This window comes from Lacibacter sp. (assembly GCF_035299325.1).
GTDB lineage: Bacteria > Bacteroidota > Bacteroidia > Chitinophagales > Chitinophagaceae > Lacibacter.
In genome coordinates this window covers 1-22222 of record NZ_DATGWT010000038.1, presented here as the reverse complement: position 1 = coordinate 22222, position 22222 = coordinate 1, and the positions used below count along the sequence as shown (strand labels likewise).

The following is a 22222-nucleotide window of genomic DNA, read 5'->3' as shown; positions in this document are numbered from 1 at the left end:
CTGCATTGCATGCAGTGCAGAACAGGTTTAATATAGAAAACAGGTATGAAAAAAACGATCTTGCTTGTCGTACTTATTGGTGCATGCATAACGGGTACCAAGGCACAACAACTGCTTGCAGAAAATGCGGGGGCCACCTCGTATGCGTTGTCTGGCGCAACGATCCTTGTTGACAAGAATGATTATACAGTTATAAACAAAGCCGCACTTTTTTTTGCAAGTGATATGCAATCGGTTACATTGAAACAATTGCCGATCAGCAATACCGTTTCAAATGCAACAGGTACAGCCATCATTATTGGTTCTGTTGACAAATCATCTTTCATCAAACAACTCATCCAACAAAAGAAAATCTCAGTTGCAGATATCAAAGGCAAGTGGGAAGCGTATAAGATACTTACTGTAAAAAATCCGGTAAAGGGAATTGAGCAGGCGTTGGTAATTGTTGGGAGCGACAGAAGAGCGACTGCATTCGCTGTATTTGAACTGAGCAAACAAATTGGTGTATCTCCCTGGTATTGGTGGGCCGATGTTCCCATACAAACAAAAAAAGAAATCTACATCAATGCAAATGCAACGATCAGCGATGCACCAAAAGTTAAATACCGTGGCATCTTTATTAACGATGAAGCACCGGCACTCAGTAATTGGAGCAAAGAAAAATTCGGCGGTTTCAATTCGAAATTTTATGCAAAGGTGTTTGAGTTGATGCTTCGTTTAAAATCCAACTATATCTGGCCTGCCATGTGGGGCAATGCGTTTTATGATGATGATTCACTCAACATCAAAGTGGCCGATGAATACGGCATTGTGATCGGTACATCGCATCACGAGCCATTGATGCGTGCACATGCTGAATGGGCCAGGTATGGCAAAAAACAAAAATGGAATTACGATAGCACAGAAGCAGGACTGAAAGAATTCTGGCGTGGCGGAATGCAGCGTGCATGGAACGAAAAAATTGTAAGCGTTGGTATGCGTGGCGATGGTGATGAACCAATGAGCCGTGAAACAGCAACTTCCCTGCTCGAACGTATTGTAAAAGATCAACGAAAAATTATATCAGATGTAACGGGTAAGCCAGCAGAACAAACGCCACAACTCTGGGCTTTGTATAAAGAAGTGCAGGATTACTTTGATAAAGGCATGCGTGTGCCGGATGATGTAACCTTGTTATTGTGCGATGATAATTGGGGTAATCTACGCAAGCTTCCAAAAGTTGAAGAGAAGCCCCGTAAAGGTGGTTACGGTATTTATTATCACTTCGATTATGTAGGTGGTCCACGTAATTACAAATGGCTTAATACAAATCCGCTGCCACGTATTTGGGAGCAGATGCATTTGGCATACGAGCATAATGTAAAAGATATCTGGATCGTAAATGTGGGCGATATCAAACCAATGGAATTGCCCATCTCCTTCTTTCTTGATTATGCATGGGATCCAACTAAAATTGATGCAAACGATATTCAGGCATACACAGTTAAATGGGCTGCACAACAATTCGGAACAAAACATGCAACTGCTATAGCTGAACTGCTTGCGAAATATGCGAAGTACAATGGCAGAAGAAAACCTGAATTGCTGGATGACAGAACATACAGCTTATTTTATGGCGAATGGGAAAATGTGGTGAATGATTTCAATGACTTACTTACCAAAGCAGAAGAGATCAATAGTGAATTAACAGCAGAACAAAAAGACGCCTTCTTTCAACTGGTGCTGCATCCTATTAAAGCCTGCGCTAATCTCAACGAAATGTATTACAACGTTGCGATGAATAAAGAAGCGTTTAAAGAAAAGTATGAATCAACTGTTGAATATGCTGACAGAGTAAAAGAGCTATACAACAGAGATTCACTGATTACAATTGAATACCACAAACTCAATAACGGCAAGTGGAACCATATGATGAGTCAAACGCACATTGGTTACACCTATTGGCAGCAACCTCCGATTAACAGAATGCCGAAAGTAAATTATCTGCCGGAAAGCACTGTATTTAAAGATGAGATCATACAGATAGGTGCTGTACCCGCAGCAAAACCACCGGCTGATGCAAAGCCAAATAGTTTTATCGAACGATTTGCTGTTGTATCAATTGAAGCAGCGCATTTCAGCAAAGCAAACAATAGTAAAATAATTTCATGGAAAGTATTACCAGATCTTGGCAGAACAGGTGATGCGGTTACAACAGTTCCTGTAACAGCACCTGAACAGCAACCTTCAGCATCAACTCCGTTTCTGGAATATGAAATTTATACGTACAGTAAAGACAGTTTCACAATCCATGCATACTTCTCTCCTTCATTGAATTTTCATAATACAGAAAATGGTTTGCAGTATGCCATTTCTGTTGATGATGAAGCGCCACAAATCATCAGCCTGAATAAAGAAGATAAAAACAGCATCAGCGGTATCTGGAATAAATGGGTGGGCGAAAGCATTATCATCAAAACAAGTAAACATAAGATCAGCACACCCGGTAAGCATGTGATCAAATACTGGATGGTAAACAGTGGCGTGGTATTGCAAAAGTTGGTGGCTGATTTTGGTGATATGAAGCCAAGTTATCTCGGTCCGCCTGAAACAAGAATCAACAAATAATATTTATACATCTTGCCTAAATCAAAAAACATGAAAAAGTTCATTTCAAAATTCGCTGTTGCTGCGGCTATTCTGGCTTGCTTTGCTTACTGTACAAGCACAAGCAGAATGGGTGCTGCCGGTAATTCGCTGAAGGATGCTTATAAAAACGATTTTCTTATCGGCACTGCATTAAACACGCAACAGATCGAAGAGAGAGACAGTAAAGCAAATGCGTTGATCGTACAACAGTTCAATGCTATTACCCCGGAAAATATTATGAAGGCTGAGATCATTCATCCTGAATGGGACAGATATAATTTTGACTTAGCCGATAAAATTGTTGCGTATGGTGCAAAGAACAACATGAAGGTGAATGGCCATACATTGATCTGGCATAGTCAGTTACCACAATTTGCAATAAGAATAAAAGATGTTGATTCCTTTAAAACATTTTTCACCAATCACATCAACACGGTTGCCAGTCGTTACAGCGGTAAGATCTTTTCATGGGATGTGGTAAACGAAGCATTGAACGAAGATGGTACTATGCGTAAATCAATTTTCCTTGATAAAATGGGAGATGGTTTTGTAACCGAAGCTTTCCGTCTTGCAGAAAAAGCATCACCCGGTACTGAACTTTATTACAACGATTATAATAATGAACAACCGAAAAAACGTGAAGGCTGTCTTGCATTGGTGAAAAAAGTACAAGCTGCCGGTGTGCGAATTGATGGTGTAGGTATTCAGGGACATTGGCATATTGGCCGTGTTCCATTTAAGGACATTGAAGAAAGTATTCTTGCCTATCATGCACTCGGATTGAAAGTGATGATCACTGAGCTCGACATTGAAATGCTGCCCCGCAATTTTCAAGGTGCAGACGTTAATCAACGCCAGGCTTCCAATCCTGAATTGAATCCATATGCAAATGGAATTCCCGACAGCTTGCTGCAAAAACAGGCAAACGATTATGCCAACCTGTTCAAATTGTTTTTGAAACACAAGGATAAAATTACCCGTGTAACTTTTTGGGGAGTTGATGACGGACAAAGCTGGCTCAACGGTTGGCCGGTACGTGGCAGAACGAATTATCCTTTGCTGTTCGATCGTGCATTTCAACCCAAACCTGCATATCATGCAGTAATGGCTTTAAAAAAATAATTCATTGGCCGATCAACAAACAATACACATGGAATCATCATCACAAAAATTATCAGTAAAAGAAAAAGTTGGGTATAGCTTGGGCGATCTTGCAGCTAACCTTGTATTTCAAACTCTCGTAACTTATCTGGCTTACTTCTATACAGATATCTACGGACTCGACACCAATCATGCATCGGCACTGATGTTAGTGGTAGGCTTGATTGCTGCGTTTGCATTTAATCCCATCATTGGTGCCATTGCAGACAGAACAGTTTCCAAGTGGGGAAAATTTCGTCCATGGATCTTGTTTACAGCTGTGCCTTTGGGTGTGATTGCATTACTTGCTTTCAGCACACCTGATTTTTCGTATAAGGGGAAAGTGATTTATGCAGTAGTTACTTACACGCTCTTGTTGTTATTGTATGCTGCCAACAATCTTCCTTACTCTGCATTGAGTGGTGTGATTACCGGCGATATGAAAGAACGCAACAGTTTATCGGCTTATCGATTTGTAGCGGTGATGTTTGCACAGTTTTTTGTGCAGGTATTTATGCTGCCCATTATTGTAGCAGCTGGTGGAGGCGATAAAGCCGTTGGTATTGAAAAAGTAATGACGTGGTTAGCCATCATCGGAACCGTGATGTTACTTATTACTTTCTTCACAACCAAAGAACGCATTGTACCAAAACCGGAACAGAAATCAAGTTTAAAAGAGGATCTGGCAGATATCTTTAAAAACAAGCCATGGATAATCATGTTGGTATTGACCATCCTTGTGTTTATTACGCTGGCGATGAAAGGTGGTTCCTATGTTTACTATTTTGAAAATTATGTTGACAAAGCCCGTTTAACCGAATTTATTACCCCCATCTTAAATGGCTTTTCGAATATTGGTATTAACTTTTTTGGTGAAGATCCTGTGTCAGCAGGTTTTGGTTTGTTTAATGCAGGCGGAATTATTTTCATGATTGTGGGCATTGGATTTTCCAAACGTCTTGCAGATAAATATGGAAAACGAGATGTATTTGGAGTAGCCTTGGTTATTTCAACCCTGTTTATCTTTTTATTTTATTTCTTCTCATCAACCTCGGTTGAGCTGATGTTTGGTTCACAAATTTTGCATGGCTTTTTCTATGGCATCACCATTCCGCTACTATGGGCCATGATCGCTGATGTGGCCGATTACAGCGAATGGAAAAACAACCGTCGTGCAACGGCCATCATTTTCTCAGCCATGATGGTTGGGTTGAAAACAGGATTAAGTGTTGGCAATGCACTGCTCACATGGATATTGGGACTGTTTGATTATGCTGCCAACAGTGAAACGGCGCAAACAGCAACGGCCATAGAAGGAACTAAACTTTTAGTGAGTGTATTCCCATCGATTCCTTTTTTACTTGGAGCAGGCTTGTTATTCTTTTATGAGATCAACAAGAAGATGGAGACTCAGATTGAAAACGATTTGAAAGCACGCCGGGCTTAAAACTTATAACCTGAAACTTAAAACTTTTTTATGCCTGAAGACAGCATTGATCATATCGACTTCGACGAATTAAACAAGCGAGCCATTTCGCAACCATTAGTGAAACATATTTACACAGCCGATCCTTCGGCACATGTGTTCAATGGAAAAATTTATATCTATCCATCACATGATGTGGACGCTGGCGATGCGTTTGATGATCTCGGAAGTCATTTTGCCATGGAAGATTATCATGTTCTTTCCATGGATTCGCCAACAAGCGAAGCCGTTGATAATGGCCTTGCATTGCATGTAAACGATGTACCGTGGGCTGCAAAACAAATGTGGGCACCCGATGCTGCAGAAAAAGATGGCAAGTATTACTTATTCTTCCCGGCAAAAGATCACGAAGGTATTTTCAAAATTGGTGTGGCAGTAAGTGATTCACCTGTTGGGCCGTTTACGCCGCAATCGGAAGCAATCAAAAACAGTTTCTCCATTGACCCTGCTGTGTTTAAAGATGATGATGGAAGTTACTACATGTACTTCGGTGGTATCTGGGGCGGACAATTACAACGTTGGCGCACTGGAAAATTTAATGCTGATCAACCGGAAAGCCCGGTTGCATTTTTACCGGAAGAAAACGAACCGGCATTGTGTCCAAAAGTTGCAAAGCTCACTGATGATTTATTAGAATTCGCCGAAGATGTAAAAGACGTGCTGATCACGGATGAAAACGGTCAACCACTTTTACAAGGTGATACTGACCGACGTTTTTTTGAAGCAAGTTGGCTCCACAAATACAATGGGAAATACTATTTCTCGTATTCAACCGGCGATACACACTATCTCTGCTATGCCATTGGCGATAATCCTTACGGGCCTTTCAAATATGCAGGAAGGATATTAGAACCTGTTGTTGGATGGACATCACATCATTCCATCTGTGCATTTGAAAACAAATGGTATTTGTTTTATCACGACAGCAGTTTAAGTAAAGGTGTTACACATTTACGCAGTGTGAAAGTAACCGAGCTTATTCATGACGAAAATGGTTTCATCAAAACAATTAAGCCTTACAACGATTAAATAATAAAATCAGATGAAGAAATTTCTCTTAACCCTTTCTTTTGCGATTGTGTTGTTATTTACAAACGCACAAACCTTTAATAATCCCATACTCGCAGGGTTCTATCCAGATCCAAGTATTTGCAGAGTGGGGAATGATTATTATGTAACCACTTCTACGTTCGCTTATTTTCCCGGTCTGCCGATTTTTCACAGTACTGATTTGGTGAACTGGAAACAGATCGGTAATGCCATGGATCGTGAAGAGCAATTGGATCAAACCAATGCAGGTGTATCAAGAGGTTTGTTTGCTCCAACTATTCGCTACCACAAAGGAACGTTTTACATTCTTTGTACATTGATCGATAAGAAAGGAAATTTCATCATCACAGCAAAAGATCCGAAAGGTCCATGGAGCAATCCCATCTGGTTACCGCAGGTACGTGGTATTGATCCATCGATTGATTTTGTAGATGATAAAGCATACGTTGTTTACAATAATGATGCACCTGATAACAAACCATTGTACAATGGTCACCGTACCATTCGCATGTATGAATTTGATATTGATGCGATGAAAGTAGTGGGTGAAGAAATTTTATTGGTGAATGGCGGAACCGATCTTTCAAAAAAACCAATCTGGATCGAAGCGCCGCATATTTTCAAGAAAGATGATTGGTATTATTTGATCTGTGCAGAAGGTGGAACAGGATATAATCATACAGAAGTTGTGTTCAGAAGTAAATCGGTAAAAGGGCCGTATGTTTCGTATGAGAAGAATCCGATTCTTACACAAAAGCATTTAGATAAAAAACGACCCAATCCTATAACTACAACAGGTCATGCTGATTTTGTAGAAACACCTGATGGAAAATGGTTTGCCGTTTTTCTTGCCTGTCGGCCTTACGATGATGATTTTTATACAACCGGTCGTGAAACTTTTTTATTACCTGTTGAATGGAAAGACGGCTGGCCGCATATACTCGAAGGAGATGAAACAGTACCGTATACATTGCCTGTTCCAATGCCTGCCATTACCAAAAAAGTAAACAACCCGTTTGGCGGTAACGTTACGTTCAGAGATGACTTCAAGAACGATCAATTTGATTTCCGTTATCTCTTCTTACGAAATCCAGAAAAAGATGCCTACAGTTTAACAGCAAAAAAAGGATCGCTGCAATTAGCATTACGTCCGCAAACTGCTACTGAACGGAAAAGCCCTTCTTTTCTTGGCTACCGTCAGAATAATCTGAAAGGATCTGCTTCTACCTGCATCAATTTCACAGCAGCATCAGAAAAAGAAAAAGCAGGCATGCTGATTTTTCAGAGCGAGAACTTCTATTACTTCCTCTGCAAATCTGTTGAAAACGGAGAGCCCGTTGTACAGTTATTCAAATCTCCGGCAAGAGGTAAAACAGAAGCTGAACTGTTGGCATCACAAAAACTAACTTCATCAAAAGAACTGTTTCTAAAAATTGAAGCAAGAGCAGATACCTATGCTTTCTTTTTTGGAGAAAAGAAAAACCAATGGAAACTGTTGAAAGAAGGTGTTGATGGTTCGTTCCTTACAACAAAAGTAGCAGGTGGATTTGTAGGGAGTCTGTTTGCATTATACGGTACGTCCAACGGTGCGCCTACATCATCACTGGCTTTGTACGATTGGTTTGAGTATAAAGGAAACGATGACGCTTTTAAAAAATAAGCAGTTACATCATTAGAGAGGTAATTGGCTTTATATTTTGTTCAATTAAACCAGGATCAAATCATATTACAATGAAATCATTTCTTGCCATTCTTACAACTGTTGTTTGCTTAACAGCAACAGCGCAGGATTACAAATCGTTCCCGATGTGGAATACAAAACTCTCCATTGAACAACGGGTGAATGATGTTGTAAGCCGTTTAACACTGGAAGAAAAAGTAGCGCAGATGCTCAATGCAACACCTGCGATCCCCCGTCTCGGCATCCCTGCTTATGATTGGTGGAATGAAGTATTGCATGGTGTGGCAAGAACGCCTTTCAAGACAACTGTATTTCCACAGGCGATTGGTATGGCAGCCACATGGGATACCAATTCATTGTATCGCATGGCCGATTACTCAGCATTGGAAGGACGGGCTATTTACAGCAAAGCAGTTGAACAGGGACGTACTGCAGAACGTTATCTCGGTCTTACTTACTGGACACCCAACATCAACATCTTCCGTGACCCACGTTGGGGCCGTGGACAGGAAACATATGGCGAAGATCCATTCCTAACGGCAATGCTTGGGCGCTCTTTTGTTCGTGGCTTGCAAGGCGAAGACCCGAAGTATTTAAAAGCAGCCGCTTGTGCAAAACATTATGCAGTGCATAGCGGACCTGAACCTTCACGCCACTCCGATAATTTTAATCCAACTGCTTATGATTTGTGGGATACCTATCTGCCTGCATTCAAAGAGTTGATCGTTGATGCAAATGTGGCCGGTGTAATGTGTGCGTACAATGCGGTTGATAAACAACCTTGCTGCGGTAATGATCAGTTGATGAATGATATTCTCCGCAAACAATGGAAGTTCAATGGTTATGTAACCAGCGATTGCTGGGCAGTAGATGATTTTTATAAATATCACAAAACACATAAGGATGCAACAACATCAGCTGTAGATGCAGTGATCCATGGAACAGATTTGGAGTGCGGTGTTACAGTGTATAAAACATTGGTAGATGCCGTAAAAACCGGAATGATCACAGAAGCACAACTCGATATTTCACTGAAGCGTTTATTTACGATCCGTTACCGTTTGGGCATGTTCGATCCCGTATCAATGGTGAAGTATGCACAAACTCCTTCTTCTGTATTGGAGAGCGCACCGCATCAGGCACATGCATTAAAAATGGCACAACAATCGATCGTGTTGTTGAAGAATGAAAACAATACATTGCCACTCAGCAAAAAAATAAAGAAGATCGTGGTGCTGGGTCCGAATGCCGACAACAGCATTGCGGTTCTTGGCAACTACAATGGTACGCCATCGGAAATCGTAACCATTCTAAAAGGAATTCAAAACAAGGTTGGCAATACAGTCGAAGTGGTTTATGAAAAGGCCATCAACTTTACCAACGATACTTCTTTGGTATATGCCGATGTGAGTGATCAGTATATGTATGAAGGCAAAAAAGGATTCAAAGCAGAATATTATTCGAATAAAGATCTGCAAGGAGAACCTGCTGTTGTACAAACAGAAGCAGGCGTTGATCATTTCTGGCAGGAAGGTCAGCAGGTATTGGGAAACATCCGTGCAAATAATTTTTCTGCTCGTTATACAACCAACTTCACTGCGGCAGCTGATGGATCTATTCTGTTTGAAGTGGAAGCAGATGATGGTTATAAACTTTCCGTTGATGATAAAGAAGTATTGAATGCATGGACAAGAAACCGCTGGGGTGCAAGAACCTATAAACTAATTACAGTAAAAGGGAAAACCTACAAACTGGTGTTGGAATATTGGCAGGGTGAAGGAAAAGCCAATGTAAAATTAAAAGCCGGCAACTTACAACAACTGAATTATGCTGACCTGCTCAAAAAAGTAAGCGATGCTGATGCAATTGTTTATGCCGGTGGCATCTCTCCGCAATTGGAAGGTGAAGAAATGCGTGTGGATTATCCGGGCTTTAACGGCGGCGATCGTACAACCATTGCGTTACCAACTGTACAAACTGAATTGATGAAAAAGCTACATGCAACCGGAAAGCCTGTTGTATTTGTCATGCTCACAGGTAGTGCTATTGCTACGCCATGGGAAAGTGAAAACATTCCGGCTATTGTGAATGCATGGTATGGTGGACAAAGCGCCGGCACTGCTGTTGCAGATGTTTTGTTTGGCGATTATAATCCTGCAGGTCGTTTACCTGTTACATTTTACAAGAGTGATAATGATCTTCCCGGTTTTAGTGATTATTCAATGGAAGGAAGAACTTATCGTTATTTCAAAGGCGAAGCATTGTATCCCTTTGGTCATGGTTTGAGTTATTCAACGTTTAACTACAGTGGTTTGCAGTTACCTAAAACCATTGCAGCAAACAAACCTGTTACTGTTACAGTAACTGTGAAAAATACAGGAAAGCGTGATGGCGATGAAGTAGTACAGTTATATGTATCACATCAACAAACAAAAAGCAAAGCACCTCTTCGTGCATTGAAAGGATTTAAACGCATTGCATTGAAAGCAGGTGAAAGTAAAACCATCAGCTTTAAACTTACTCCTGAAGAGTTAGCATTGGTGAATGAAACAACCGGTAAGTATTATCAACCGAAAGGAAAAGTACAGATTAGTGTAGGTGGCGGGCAACCGGGTGTGAAAAATAAAACAACAAGTAATGTAATAAGCTCACAGCTTCTTATTCAATAACATTAAACATCAGGCATTATGAGCAGCAATAAATCAGGCAGAAGAAAATTTTTGCAAGACGCAACAAAAGCTTCCGGCTTAATGCTGTTTGCGCCAATGGCAGGCAAGTTCAAATCGATCCAATCGACAGAAAAGAAAAAGGAACTTGTTATTCCACCGGGCAAAATAAAATTTGCAGTCATCAGTATCAATCATCCGCATATTTATGGAATGACGGATGCAATCAAAAGAGGTGGTGGAGAATTAGTAGCTGTGTATGCAAAGGAAGCTGATTTACTGGCTGCGTTTTCTAAAGCATATCCTGAAGCCAAACTTGCAAAAAATGAAAATGAAATTCTAGAAGATAATTCCATTCAGTTAGTGTTAAGCTCAGGTATTCCGGATGAAAGAGCTCCGCTCGGCATTCGTGTGATGCAACATGGTAAAGATTATTTAACTGATAAACCCGGCATTATTACGTTACAGCAACTGGCGCAGGTAAAGAAAGTACAGAAAGAGACAAAGCGAATCTACTCGATCATGTACAGTGAAAGACTCGAGAACAAAGGCACCGAAAAAGCCAGTCAATTGGTAAAAGCCGGTGCAATCGGTAACGTGATACAAACAATAAACTTAGCACCACATCGAATTAGCAACAAGTTTGGCACTTCGGGATTAGCTGTAAGACCCGATTGGTTTTGGGACAAAAAACGCTACGGTGGAATTTTAACTGATATTGGCTCACATCAATTTGATCAGTACTTACATTTTACAAATACAACTGAAGCAACTGTGTTGATGTCGCAGGTAGGCAATGTACATTTTCCCGAAGCTCCATTGTTTGAAGATTTTGGAGATGTGATGTTGAGTGGAAATGGTGGCGTTGGTTATATACGGGTTGATTGGTTTACACCCAACGGCCTCGATAGCTGGGGCGATGGACGATTAACCATTTTAGGTACTGACGGATATATTGAGGTAAGAAAGAACATCGACATTCTTTCCGGCAAAAAAGGTGGTAATCAATTATACCTGGTCAATCAAAAAGAAACGCTGCATATGGATTGCAACAATGAAGCACTTCCGTTTGGGCCATTATTTGTTGATGATGTTTTAAACCGGACTGAAACTGCCATGAGCCAGGCGCATTGTTTTTTAGCAACAGAGCTTGCTTTAATAGCACAGAAAAAAGCAAAGGTGCTCAATTTGAAAAAATAATTCGCTGTATTTACCATCGATATGTTTCATTAAACAGTTTGCCATGCAAAAAGAAAAGAAACCGGGTATCGGAAGAAGAAAATTTCTAAAAGATACCATGAAAACAGCAGCAGGCACGGCCGTTGCGCTGCATGTTCCATCCATTGTTCCTGCCAGTGTGTTTGGAAAAAATGCACCAAGCAACCGCATTAATATTGCAGCAATTGGTACGGGACGTATTTCACGTGGGCATGATATGCCGGGGGTTTGGAAACACAACTATGCACAGATCATGGCTGTTTGTGATGTTGATCTGAAGAGAGCTACAGAGGGCAAACAATTAGTAAATGAATTTTACACGAAGAGAGATAACAAACCCTACGATGGCGTAAAACTTTACACGGATTTCCGTGAGCTCTTATTGAATAAAGATATTGATGCCGTATTGATCAGCACACCCGATCATACTCATGCAATGATTGGTGTGGCAGCTGCACGTGCAGGCAAGCATATGTATATGCAGAAGCCAGCTTCGTTAACCATTGCTGAAGGAAGAATCATCAGCAATGTGGTACAGAAAACTGGAGTGAAATTTCAAATAGGTAGTCAACAAAGAAGCAGTGATCAATTCCGCTATGCAGCAGAGCTTGTTCGCAATGGACGCATTGGTACACTAAAAACAGTGTATGTTGGTTTGCCGGGTGATCCACCCGGTGGTAGAAAAGAAGAGATGCCGCTTCCTGCAAATTTCAATTACGACATGTGGCTGGCATCAACACCTGAAGTGTATTATACAGAAGACAGAGTTCATCCGCAAGATGGTTATGGTCGTCCCGGTTGGTTGCGTTGCGAACAGTTTGGTGCAGGAATGATCACAGGTTGGGGTGCGCATCATATCGACAGTGCACATTGGGGCATGGGTATGGAAGCAAGTGGCCCTGTAGAAATATGGGCTCAACATGTTGAGTTTGCAAAGGATGGTTTGTGGGATGTGCATGGCATTTTTAAAACAGGTGCAAAATATGCAAGCGGTGTTTCAATGATGGTGAGTAATGAATTTCCGAACGGGATAAAATTTGAAGGAACCAAAGGATGGATTTTTGTTTCAAGAGGCGATTACCAGGCCACATCAAGCGATCCCAATGCAGGAACTGTACAAGCCAAGAAGATTGATGCAAGCGATCCCAAACTACTTACATCTGTTATTGGTGAAAATGAATTTCATTTCACCGTAAGCAACGATCATCATGGTAATTGGCTGGAAGCAATTCGTGATAATAAAAAAACGATCGCACCTGTTGAAGAAGCACATCGTGCATGCTCCGCTTGTTTGTTGCACCACATCTCCATGAAGCTGAAACGGAAATTGTATTGGGATCCTGCAAAAGAACAATTCAAAAATGATGCGGAAGCAAACGGCATGTTATCCCGCCCGCAACGGAAAGGATATGAAGTGATATAGTCTCCAAATGAAAAGTGTCGAATCAAAAAATAAACAATCCATCATGAAACAGCTGGTCATTGCCTGTGTTTTCGTTTTAGCCGTTGTAAATACTTACAAACTACACGCACAGATAAAGTTGCCGCAGATCGTAAGGGACAGTATGATTCTGCAAAGAGATATTCCGGTAAACATCTGGGGATGGAGTGCAGTGAATGAAAAAGTAAGTGTAAAGTTTAATGGGAAAACATACAAGACAAAAGGTAATGCCGAAGGTAAGTGGCTCATCAAACTGCCAGCAACAAAAGCCGGTGGACCTTATACGATCGATATAACTGCAAGCAACAAGATCAGCCTCAAAGAAATTTTGTTTGGCGATGTTTGGTTTTGCAGCGGTCAATCGAACATGGTGCATCAACTCAACATTCATGATGTAACCTATGCAAAAGAAATAGCCGAAGCAAATGATCCGCAGATCCGTCAGTTTTGGGTGCCAACACTCACCAGCTTGCAAGGCCCGCAACAAAATTTACCAAGCGGTTTCTGGAAAGCAGCAGTGGGTGAAGACATTCGACCGTTCTCTGCAGTTGCTTATTTCTTTGCCAAACACATACACGAAAAATATAACGTACCCATCGGCATTATCAATGCAAGCGTGGGCGGCACACCGATAGAAGCATGGACGAGCGAAGAAGGATTAAAAGATTTTGCTGCATTGCAAACAACGATCAACAAAAATAAAGACACAGCCTATCTCAACAGTCTTACCCGCAGACCTCCCAGTGGGCCAAGACCAGCACCACAAGTTGATGCAGGTTTAAGCGGAACAACAAAATGGTTTGATGTAAACTTTGTTCCTAAAGGATGGCGTTCAATCAACATCCCAGGTTATTGGGAAGATCAAGGTGTAAAAGATTTGAATGGTGTTGTTTGGTACAGAAAAGAAATTGACATCCCTGCATCCATGGTTGGCAAGGCAGCGAAGGTTTTTCTCGGACGAATTGTTGATGCAGATGAATTATACATCAACGGTGTGCGTGTTGGCATTACAACCTATCAATATCCGCAACGCAGATACACTGTTCCTGCAACAGTACTAAAAGCGGGGAAAAATGTTTTTGTTGTTCGTGTTACAAACAATGCAGGTAAGGGTGGTTTTGTACCCGATAAACCGTATTGCATTTTTGCTGGCACTGATACTGTTGATCTGAAAGGAACATGGCAGTACAAAGTGGGTATGGTAAACCGTCCATTTGCCGGAGGTGGTTTTGGTGGTGGCGGTGTCAATGCACAAAATCAACCGGCGGCATTGTACAATGCAATGGTTGCTCCTGAAATAAATTATACCATCAAAGGATTTTGTTGGTACCAGGGCGAAAGCAATGCAGGCAGGCCACAGGAATACGGCGCTTTGCAAACTGCACAAATTCGTGACTGGCGCAACAAATGGAACCAAGGTGAATTGCCTTTTCTGTATGTGCAATTGCCGGGCTTTATGGATTATAATTATCTCCCTTCCGAAAGTGGTTGGGCCACGCTTCGTCAACAGCAATTACAAACACTTGCTGTTCCCAACACAGCAATGGCTGTTGCAATTGATCTGGGTGAGTGGAACGATATTCATCCGGATAATAAAAAAGATGTGGGTATTCGTTTGGCATTAGCAGCACGCAAACTGGCCTACAATGAAAACCTCGTTTACTCAGGTCCGTTATTTCAATCTGCACAAATCGATGGCAATAAGATCGTTGTTTCATTTCAACATACAGGCAGCGGCTTAATTACAAATGATGGAGAAGAGCTGAGTGAGTTTGCTATTGCAGGTGCTGATAAAAAATTTGTATGGGCCAAAGCAAAAATTGATGGCGATAAAGTAATTGTGTGGAGTGATGAAGTGAAAGAGCCAATGTATGTGCGCTATGCCTGGGCCGATAACCCGGTGCAACCAAATCTCTATAATAAAGAGGGATTACCTGCTTCGCCTTTTACAAATGAAAAATAAATCATCATATGAACTTGAATAAGCTTGTATTCCTGTTAGTGACAACGTTCGGAGTTAACTCGATTGCAACGGCACAGGTAACTACAATTGACAGCAGCAAGTATCCAAAGCTTACGGTGTTTACTGTACAACAGGATCAGGCGAATATGATGCAGCAATTAGGAATTAAAAAATTACGACCGGGTAAAAGCGGAAATGTACAGGATCCGAACTCAGCAAATTATGATGAAGCATTGGCAAACCCTTGTCCGCAATTGCCCGATGCACTTACATTGAAAAACGGAAAGAAAATTACAACAGCTGATCAATGGTGGAAACAACGTCGTCCTGAATTGGTAGAAGAATTTGAACGGGAAGTGTATGGACGAATTCCAAACAATATTCCCAAAGTAACATGGACAGTAAAGATCCTTGACAGAGAAGTGGTGAATCGTATTCCTGTTATTGCCAAAGAAATTATTGGTCATGTAGATAACAGTGCGTATCCCTTGATTAATGTTGATATAAAGATGGTGTTGGTTGTTCCAACAAATGTAAAAGGGCCTGTACCTGTATTGATCATGTTTGGTCGTCCTGTTTTGCCTGCTCCTGCACAACCATCACCTGATGACCTGGAGAAAATAAATGCAGCATACAAAGAAATGATGATCAAGTCTGATCCTGCAATGAAAGAAATTTTTGAAAAGTATCCCGCTTATCAACCAATCACACGTCTCCCCGCACCTAACTTTTTTGCACCGCCAAAAAATGATGAAGAGTTAACGCCACAGGAAAGATTATTGGCTGCGGGCTGGGGTTATGTTACTATTGATCCTGCAACCATCCAACCCGATAATGGTGCAGGCTTAACAAGAGGCATCATCGGGTTAACTAATATGGGACAACCACGAAAACCCGATCAATGGGGTGCATTGCGTGCATGGGGTTGGGGCGCCAGTTGTGCATTGGACTATTTGGAAACAGATGCATTGGTCAATGCAAAGCAGGTTGGCATTGAAGGGGTTTCACGTTATGGAAAAGCAGCATTGGTGACCATGGCATTTGATCAACGTTTTGCAGTTGGGCTAATAGGTTCATCAGGAAAAGGTGGAGCTACATTACATCGTCGTGTGTTTGGTGAGACAGTTGAAAATTTAACTGGTGGTGGCGGTTATCATTGGATGGCAGGTAACTATTTGAAATATGGAACAGAAGAATCAAGCTTTGGCAAAAAAACTGGTTGTGATCTGCCGGTTGACTCACATGAACTGATTGCTTTGTGTGCACCACGTTTAACATTCATCAGTTATGGCATTCCTGAAAAAGGTGATGCGAACTGGCTCGATCAAAAAGGAAGTTACCAGGCAACGATCGCTGCAGGATCGGTATTTAAATTACTCGGTGCAAAAGATCTTGGTGTGAGCAATGATTATATGAATGAAAAAATGCCACCCATGTTAACTGATATGCTGGATGGACATTTAGCATGGCGACAGCATGATGGCGGGCATACCGATGCGCCGAATTTTAAATTCTTTATTCCGTGGGCAAACAGAATGCTTTCTTATACCAAGGCAACCCGTTAAAAAAACATTTCTGAAAAATGAAAAGCAGTTTCCTATTTTTTAGTTTGATCGTATCAATTTCCTGTTTTGCACAAACGAATCCGGGATTGAAGCTTTGGTATAACACAGCTTCCGGTAAAACATGGGAAAATGCATTGCCCATTGGCAACGGACGATTAGGTGCGATGGTCTATGGCAATGTATCTACAGAAACCATCCAGTTGAATGAGCATACACTGTGGAGTGGAAGCCCGAACCGAAATGATAATCCGCTTGCATTGGATTCGTTAGCTGAAATGCGTAAGCTCATCTTTGAAGGCAAACAAAAAGAAGCTGAACGTTTAGCAAACAAAGTGATCATCAGCAAAAAATCACACGGACAAATGTTTGAACCTGCCGGTGAATTGCATCTTCGTTTTGAAGGCCATGATAACTACAGTAATTATTACCGTGAACTTGATATTGAAAAAGCAATTGCTAAAACAACGTACAGCGTTGGAGCTGTCAACTATACAAGAGAAGTGCTGGCTTCCTTTCCTGATCGTGTAATTGTGATGCATTTGACCGCCAGTAAACCCAACAGTATTTCATTCACTGCTTTCTATACATCTGTTCTTCCGAATACGCAACGAAAAACCGTTGGCGGAAAACAATTGATCATCGCCGGCACAACGGTTGATCATGAAGGTGTAAAAGGAATGCTTCGCTACAAAGGCATTTCACAGATAAAAACAGAAGGTGGTACTTCTTCCGCAACAGATACTTCTATCAGTGTTAAAAATGCCACCGCCGTTACCATCTATATTTCCATTGCCACAAGTTTCAATAACTATAATGATGTAAGCGGAAATGAAAACGAACGTGCAGCTTCTTATCTTAACAAAGCAGTTGTAAAATCTTTTCAGCAAATAAAACCTGCACATATTGCTGCCTATCAAAAATATTTCAATCGTGTAAAGATCGATCTTGGTACAACCGATGCAGCAATTCATCCAACCAATGAGCGGTTGAAGAATTTTAATACAGCCAACGATCCGCAGTTTGTTTCATTGTACTACCAGTTTGGTCGTTATTTATTGATCTCTTCTTCGCAACCCGGCGGACAACCTGCCAATTTACAAGGTATCTGGAATAATAAACTTCGTCCACCATGGGACAGCAAGTACACCATCAACATCAATACAGAAATGAATTACTGGCCGGCCGAAAAAACAAATTTGTCGGAGCTGCATGAACCGTTGTTACAAATGGTGAAAGAGTTATCGGTAACAGGTGTGCAAACGGCAAAAGATATGTATGGTGCAAGAGGTTGGATGGCGCATCACAACACCGATATCTGGCGGGCAACAGGTGCAGTAGATGGTGCATTTTGGGGAGCATGGGCCAATGGTGGCGGTTGGTTAAGTCAGCATTTGTGGGAACATTATTTGTACAATGGCAATAAAACATTTTTAGCAACAGCATATCCTGTGTTAAAAGGTGCAGCGTTGTTTTATGTTGATTTTTTGGTAGAGCATCCAACCAAAAAATGGTTGGTGATGAACCCGGATATGTCGCCGGAGAATGCACCCAAAGCACACCAGGGTTCTTCGCTTGATGCAGGTACAACCATGACGAATCAGATTGTGTTTGACGTGTTCAGCTCAACCATTCGTGCTGCTGAAATTTTAAAGAAAGACAAAGCATTTGTTGATACGCTGAAAAAAATGCGTGCCCGTTTGGCGCCGATGCATATTGGTCAGCATGGTCAATTGCAGGAATGGCTCGATGATATCGATGATCCGAACGACAAGCATCGGCATATTTCACACATCTATGGTTTGTTTCCTTCCAACCAGATTTCAGCTTACCGCACAGCACAACTACACAGCGCAGCAAAAATTACATTGTTGCATCGGGGCGATATTTCAACAGGATGGAGCATGGGTTGGAAAGTAAACTGGTGGGCAAAAATGCTGGATGGTGATCATGCATACAAACTCATCCAGAATCAATTAACACCGGTTGGCACTATAGAAGGTGGAGGTGGTACGTACAACAATCTGTTTGATGCACACGCTCCTTTTCAGATCGATGGAAATTTTGGTTGTACATCGGGAATTACCGAAATGCTGATGCAGAGTGCAGACGGAGCGATCGATTTACTTCCTGCATTACCTGCTGTTTGGAAAAGCGGTGGAAGTATTACCGGCTTACGGGCAAGAGGTGGTTTTGAAATTGTGCGAATGGAATGGAAAGACGGAACGGTTGTGAAAGCAGTGATCAAATCAACCTTAGGAGGCAATTTGAGAGTAAGGGTACCCAATCAAATGAGGTCAATGGGTGGCTCAGCTTTCAAAAATGCAGTTGGTGAAAACCTAAATCCCTTTTATGCAACAGAAACCATCAAAGAACCGGTTGTTTCTGAGAAGGCAACCATTACGCCTGCTGTGCTGAGTAAAACGTTTTTGTATGATATAGCTACGAAGCCGGGGCAAATTGTAACGATTATAGCAAAATGATTACGGAATCATTAAAAAAATTTCAGAGCAAAAAGGATAAAGTTGAAGCGTCAATTTTTATAGTCGGTTTACTAACAACACGTAGTAAATCTGGATGTGTTGTGTAATATTTTCCGCTGTGGTTTTTTGGAAGTTTAAGAATAGCGAGCTGTATAACTTGTAACGTTTAACATATCTTAACCAACCACAACAGAACATTGCTTGACATTCAATAAAGGGTTGCATTATTTCTTCAAATTTCAACAATGGTTTTTACAAATAAAGACGTCTAAAACACACAATCAGAAATTAGAATGGCAACATCTTTAATTCGGAAGCTTTTTTTTGCAGGAATTCATTTCTGTTTGATCTGTACTGTAAATAGTATTCATGCACAAGAGATTTTAGAAATATATCCGGGTAAAATTCCGGGTGCAACCGTTGCAGCTTCAAACGCAACAAATGACACTAAGTATCCGGGATTGATCAGACATTCTGTAATACCTACAGTTGAGGTTTTTCTGCCGGCAAAAGATAAAGCAAACGGTACTGCCGTTTTGATATGCCCAGGTGGCGGTTATAGTGTAATTGTTTATGAAGGCGAAGGTATAAGTACAGCAAAACGATTTGCAGAAAATGGTATTGCTGCATTTGTATTGAAATATCGTTTGCCCAATGATTCCTTTTCTGTTGATAAAAGTGTAGCTCCTTTGCAAGATGCTCAACAGGCTATCAAGTATATAAGAGAAAATGCGGGTAAATGGAATGTTGATATTCATAAAGTTGGCGTCGTAGGTTTTTCAGCCGGTGGTCATCTTGCATCAACCTTAGCAACTCATTTCAATAAGTCTTATATAGATAATCCGAAAAAAACAAATCTGCGACCCGACTTTCAGGTATTAGTTTATCCTGTTATTACAATGCAGGAAAATCTTACGCATAAAGATTCGAGAAAGAAATTACTTGGGGCAGAACCATCAAAAGAAAAAGTTGATTTGTTTTCGAACGAATTGCAGATAAGCGACTCTACACCTCCTGCATATTTAACACATACCGCTGATGACAATGTAGTAGATGTTGATAACAGCATAAATTATTTTGAAGCATTACGCAAAATGAAAATTGCTGTGGAGATGCATATTTATCCCAAAGGTGGGCATGGATTTATTTTCAGACAGCCGGGCTGGATGGATACGCTGTTGCTTTGGATGAAGAATAATAAATGGCTTAATTAACGAATCGATTTTATGTTACCTGCACAAGCTGTATCAATTGTAAGAATCAGTTTGTAATTATAACCATAGTGAATTAAAAACGATGATGATGACATATCAAAAATTGGCTACTTATACCTTAACCTGTCTGTTACTTGTAGCAACAACTGCGGGTATTGCACAACCACCACGTGGGCCGATTGTAATTTCTCCGCAGGTGCATGCAGATAAAAAAGTAACCTTCCGTTATCTCGCTCCATCAGCAAAAGAGGTAAAGCTCGGCGGTGGTCAGTTTGGTGCTTCACAAGTTCCCATGACGAAAGATTCCATCGGTATCTGGAGTATAACAGTAGGGCCAATAAAACCGGATATCTATCCTTACAGTTTTATTGTTGATGGCGTAACGGTAATGGACCCGGCCAACGTTTCGTTTTTTCCCAACGAACGGTTTAAAGCAAGCCTCGTGGATGTTCCGGGTGAAACGCCCTTGATCCATTCAATGCAAAATGTTCCGCATGGTACAGTTAGCTATGAGTATTATCCTTCCGTTGAGGGTTCGACTGGTTCGGTAGTGGTTTACACTCCGCCGGGCTATGATCAATCAGCAGGAAAAACATATCCTGTGTTTTATCTCATCAGTGGAACAACTGATACAGAAGAAACATTTTTCAAAGTAGGTAAAACCAATTTCATTCTCGACAATCTTATTGCAGAAGGGAAAGCTGTTCCGATGATCGTTGTGATGCCTTACGGTAATCCCATGGCTAGAATAGCGGAACAAAAAAAGCAACCAAAGCCAGGTGATATTGTTGGAAGAGATAGTGAAGATGCGGTTACTCGTGCTAAGCTGTTTGAAACTGATCTTGTCAGCAATGTTATTCCTTACATCGAAAAAAATTACCGCACCATCAGTAACAAAAACAGCAGAGCGATTGGTGGTTTTTCAAGAGGTGGCGGACAAACCTTACGGACTGCTTTCAGCAACACCGATAAATTTTCATGGATCTGTTGTTACAGTGCCTATCTGTCTCCGCAAGAGATGGACAGCAGGTATAAAAAACTTGTTGATAACCCAGCGCAAACAAATAAAGATTTCAAACTCCTTTGGATAAGTGTTGGTAACGAAGATTTTTTATACAAATCAACTGTGGAATTCATCGATTATTTGAAAGCAAAGAATATCAATCACAAAAGTTTGATCACATCAGGAGGACATACCTGGATGAATGTAAAAGATTATGTGGCGCAAACAGTACCATTACTTTTTAAATAATTAACCCATGAAATTCTTATTCATAATAACTGCATTTCTTTTTATTGGTAGCGCTGTGAATTCTCAACAAAGGCCACCTGTTATCAGTTCACCCGATGTTAATGCTGATGGCAGCGTTACGTTCCGCTATTATTCACGAACAGCACAAAGTGTAATACTGAAAGGCGAATTTCTTTCTGCTCCACTTCCGTTTGTAAAAGATACATCGGGCATTTGGTCGGTAACAGTGAAAGATATTAAGCCCGATATTTATCCCTACAGTTTTAACGTAGATAATGTTGAGATAGCAGATCCAAACAATACCTACATCTTCGCCAACGAACGGTTCAAGAGAAGTATTGTTGACATTCCCGGCAAAACGCCCTTGGTTCATTCATTGCAAAATGTACCACATGGAAAATTCAGCTATCGCTATTACAACTCGGCAACATTAGGTAC

General features: G+C 41.0%; 14 protein-coding genes. All 14 read left to right on the top strand.

Annotation, left to right across the window (positions count from 1 at the left end):
- Positions 1-45: 45 nt before the first annotated feature.
- On the top strand, positions 46-2607 hold the full coding sequence (locus VK159_RS20290) for a glycosyl hydrolase 115 family protein (RefSeq protein ID WP_324231998.1): 2562 nt from the start codon (positions 46-48) through the stop codon (positions 2605-2607).
- A gap of 30 nt (positions 2608-2637) precedes the next feature.
- On the top strand, positions 2638-3750 hold the full coding sequence (locus VK159_RS20285) for an endo-1,4-beta-xylanase (protein ID WP_324231997.1): 1113 nt from the start codon (positions 2638-2640) through the stop codon (positions 3748-3750).
- A 28-nt stretch (positions 3751-3778) separates the two neighbouring features.
- On the top strand, positions 3779-5215 hold the full coding sequence (locus VK159_RS20280) for an MFS transporter (protein ID WP_324231996.1): 1437 nt from the start codon (positions 3779-3781) through the stop codon (positions 5213-5215).
- Positions 5216-5245: 30 nt separating this feature from the next.
- The gene (locus VK159_RS20275) at positions 5246-6283 is read left to right on the top strand and encodes a glycoside hydrolase family 43 protein (RefSeq protein ID WP_324231995.1); all 1038 of its coding nucleotides are present in this window, start codon (positions 5246-5248) and stop codon (positions 6281-6283) included.
- A gap of 13 nt (positions 6284-6296) precedes the next feature.
- A complete protein-coding gene (locus VK159_RS20270) occupies positions 6297-7964 on the top strand; it encodes a glycoside hydrolase family 43 protein (protein ID WP_324231994.1) in 1668 nt (555 codons plus the stop codon).
- A gap of 71 nt (positions 7965-8035) precedes the next feature.
- Complete coding sequence (locus VK159_RS20265; RefSeq protein WP_324231993.1) at positions 8036-10654, top strand: glycoside hydrolase family 3 C-terminal domain-containing protein; 2619 nt, start codon at positions 8036-8038, stop codon at positions 10652-10654.
- Positions 10655-10672: 18 nt separating this feature from the next.
- Entirely contained in the window at positions 10673-11851 is a 1179-nt protein-coding gene (locus tag VK159_RS20260) for a Gfo/Idh/MocA family oxidoreductase (RefSeq protein WP_324231992.1), read from the top strand.
- A gap of 43 nt (positions 11852-11894) precedes the next feature.
- Complete coding sequence (locus VK159_RS20255; protein WP_324231991.1) at positions 11895-13292, top strand: Gfo/Idh/MocA family oxidoreductase; 1398 nt, start codon at positions 11895-11897, stop codon at positions 13290-13292.
- Positions 13293-13335: 43 nt separating this feature from the next.
- Positions 13336-15273 (top strand): sialate O-acetylesterase, encoded by a 1938-nt coding sequence (locus VK159_RS20250; protein WP_324231990.1) that lies wholly within the window; start codon positions 13336-13338, stop codon positions 15271-15273.
- 8 nt (positions 15274-15281) lie between these two features.
- Entirely contained in the window at positions 15282-16838 is a 1557-nt protein-coding gene (locus tag VK159_RS20245; RefSeq protein WP_324231989.1) for a hypothetical protein, read from the top strand.
- Between the two features lie 17 nt (positions 16839-16855).
- Positions 16856-19318, top strand: a complete 2463-nt coding sequence (locus VK159_RS20240; RefSeq protein WP_324231988.1) for a glycoside hydrolase family 95 protein — start codon at positions 16856-16858, stop codon at positions 19316-19318.
- A 293-nt stretch (positions 19319-19611) separates the two neighbouring features.
- Positions 19612-20532 carry an alpha/beta hydrolase gene (locus VK159_RS20235; RefSeq protein ID WP_324231987.1) on the top strand — a complete coding sequence of 307 codons (921 nt, stop codon included), beginning with the start codon at positions 19612-19614 and terminating at the stop codon, positions 20530-20532.
- An 88-nt stretch (positions 20533-20620) separates the two neighbouring features.
- A complete protein-coding gene (locus VK159_RS20230) occupies positions 20621-21784 on the top strand; it encodes an alpha/beta hydrolase-fold protein (protein ID WP_324231986.1) in 1164 nt (387 codons plus the stop codon).
- A gap of 7 nt (positions 21785-21791) precedes the next feature.
- The coding region (locus tag VK159_RS20225) for a hypothetical protein (protein ID WP_324231985.1) at positions 21792-22222 on the top strand (431 nt) is incomplete at its 3' end.

Coding starts and splice junctions, on each gene's coding strand:
- VK159_RS20290 (WP_324231998.1), top strand. CDS start 46: ATGAAAAAAACGATCTTGCTTGTCGTACTTATTGGTGCATGCATAACG.
- VK159_RS20285 (WP_324231997.1), top strand. CDS start 2,638: ATGAAAAAGTTCATTTCAAAATTCGCTGTTGCTGCGGCTATTCTGGCT.
- VK159_RS20280 (WP_324231996.1), top strand. CDS start 3,779: ATGGAATCATCATCACAAAAATTATCAGTAAAAGAAAAAGTTGGGTAT.
- VK159_RS20275 (WP_324231995.1), top strand. CDS start 5,246: ATGCCTGAAGACAGCATTGATCATATCGACTTCGACGAATTAAACAAG.
- VK159_RS20270 (WP_324231994.1), top strand. CDS start 6,297: ATGAAGAAATTTCTCTTAACCCTTTCTTTTGCGATTGTGTTGTTATTT.
- VK159_RS20265 (WP_324231993.1), top strand. CDS start 8,036: ATGAAATCATTTCTTGCCATTCTTACAACTGTTGTTTGCTTAACAGCA.
- VK159_RS20260 (WP_324231992.1), top strand. CDS start 10,673: ATGAGCAGCAATAAATCAGGCAGAAGAAAATTTTTGCAAGACGCAACA.
- VK159_RS20255 (WP_324231991.1), top strand. CDS start 11,895: ATGCAAAAAGAAAAGAAACCGGGTATCGGAAGAAGAAAATTTCTAAAA.
- VK159_RS20250 (WP_324231990.1), top strand. CDS start 13,336: ATGAAACAGCTGGTCATTGCCTGTGTTTTCGTTTTAGCCGTTGTAAAT.
- VK159_RS20245 (WP_324231989.1), top strand. CDS start 15,282: ATGAACTTGAATAAGCTTGTATTCCTGTTAGTGACAACGTTCGGAGTT.
- VK159_RS20240 (WP_324231988.1), top strand. CDS start 16,856: ATGAAAAGCAGTTTCCTATTTTTTAGTTTGATCGTATCAATTTCCTGT.
- VK159_RS20235 (WP_324231987.1), top strand. CDS start 19,612: ATGGCAACATCTTTAATTCGGAAGCTTTTTTTTGCAGGAATTCATTTC.
- VK159_RS20230 (WP_324231986.1), top strand. CDS start 20,621: ATGACATATCAAAAATTGGCTACTTATACCTTAACCTGTCTGTTACTT.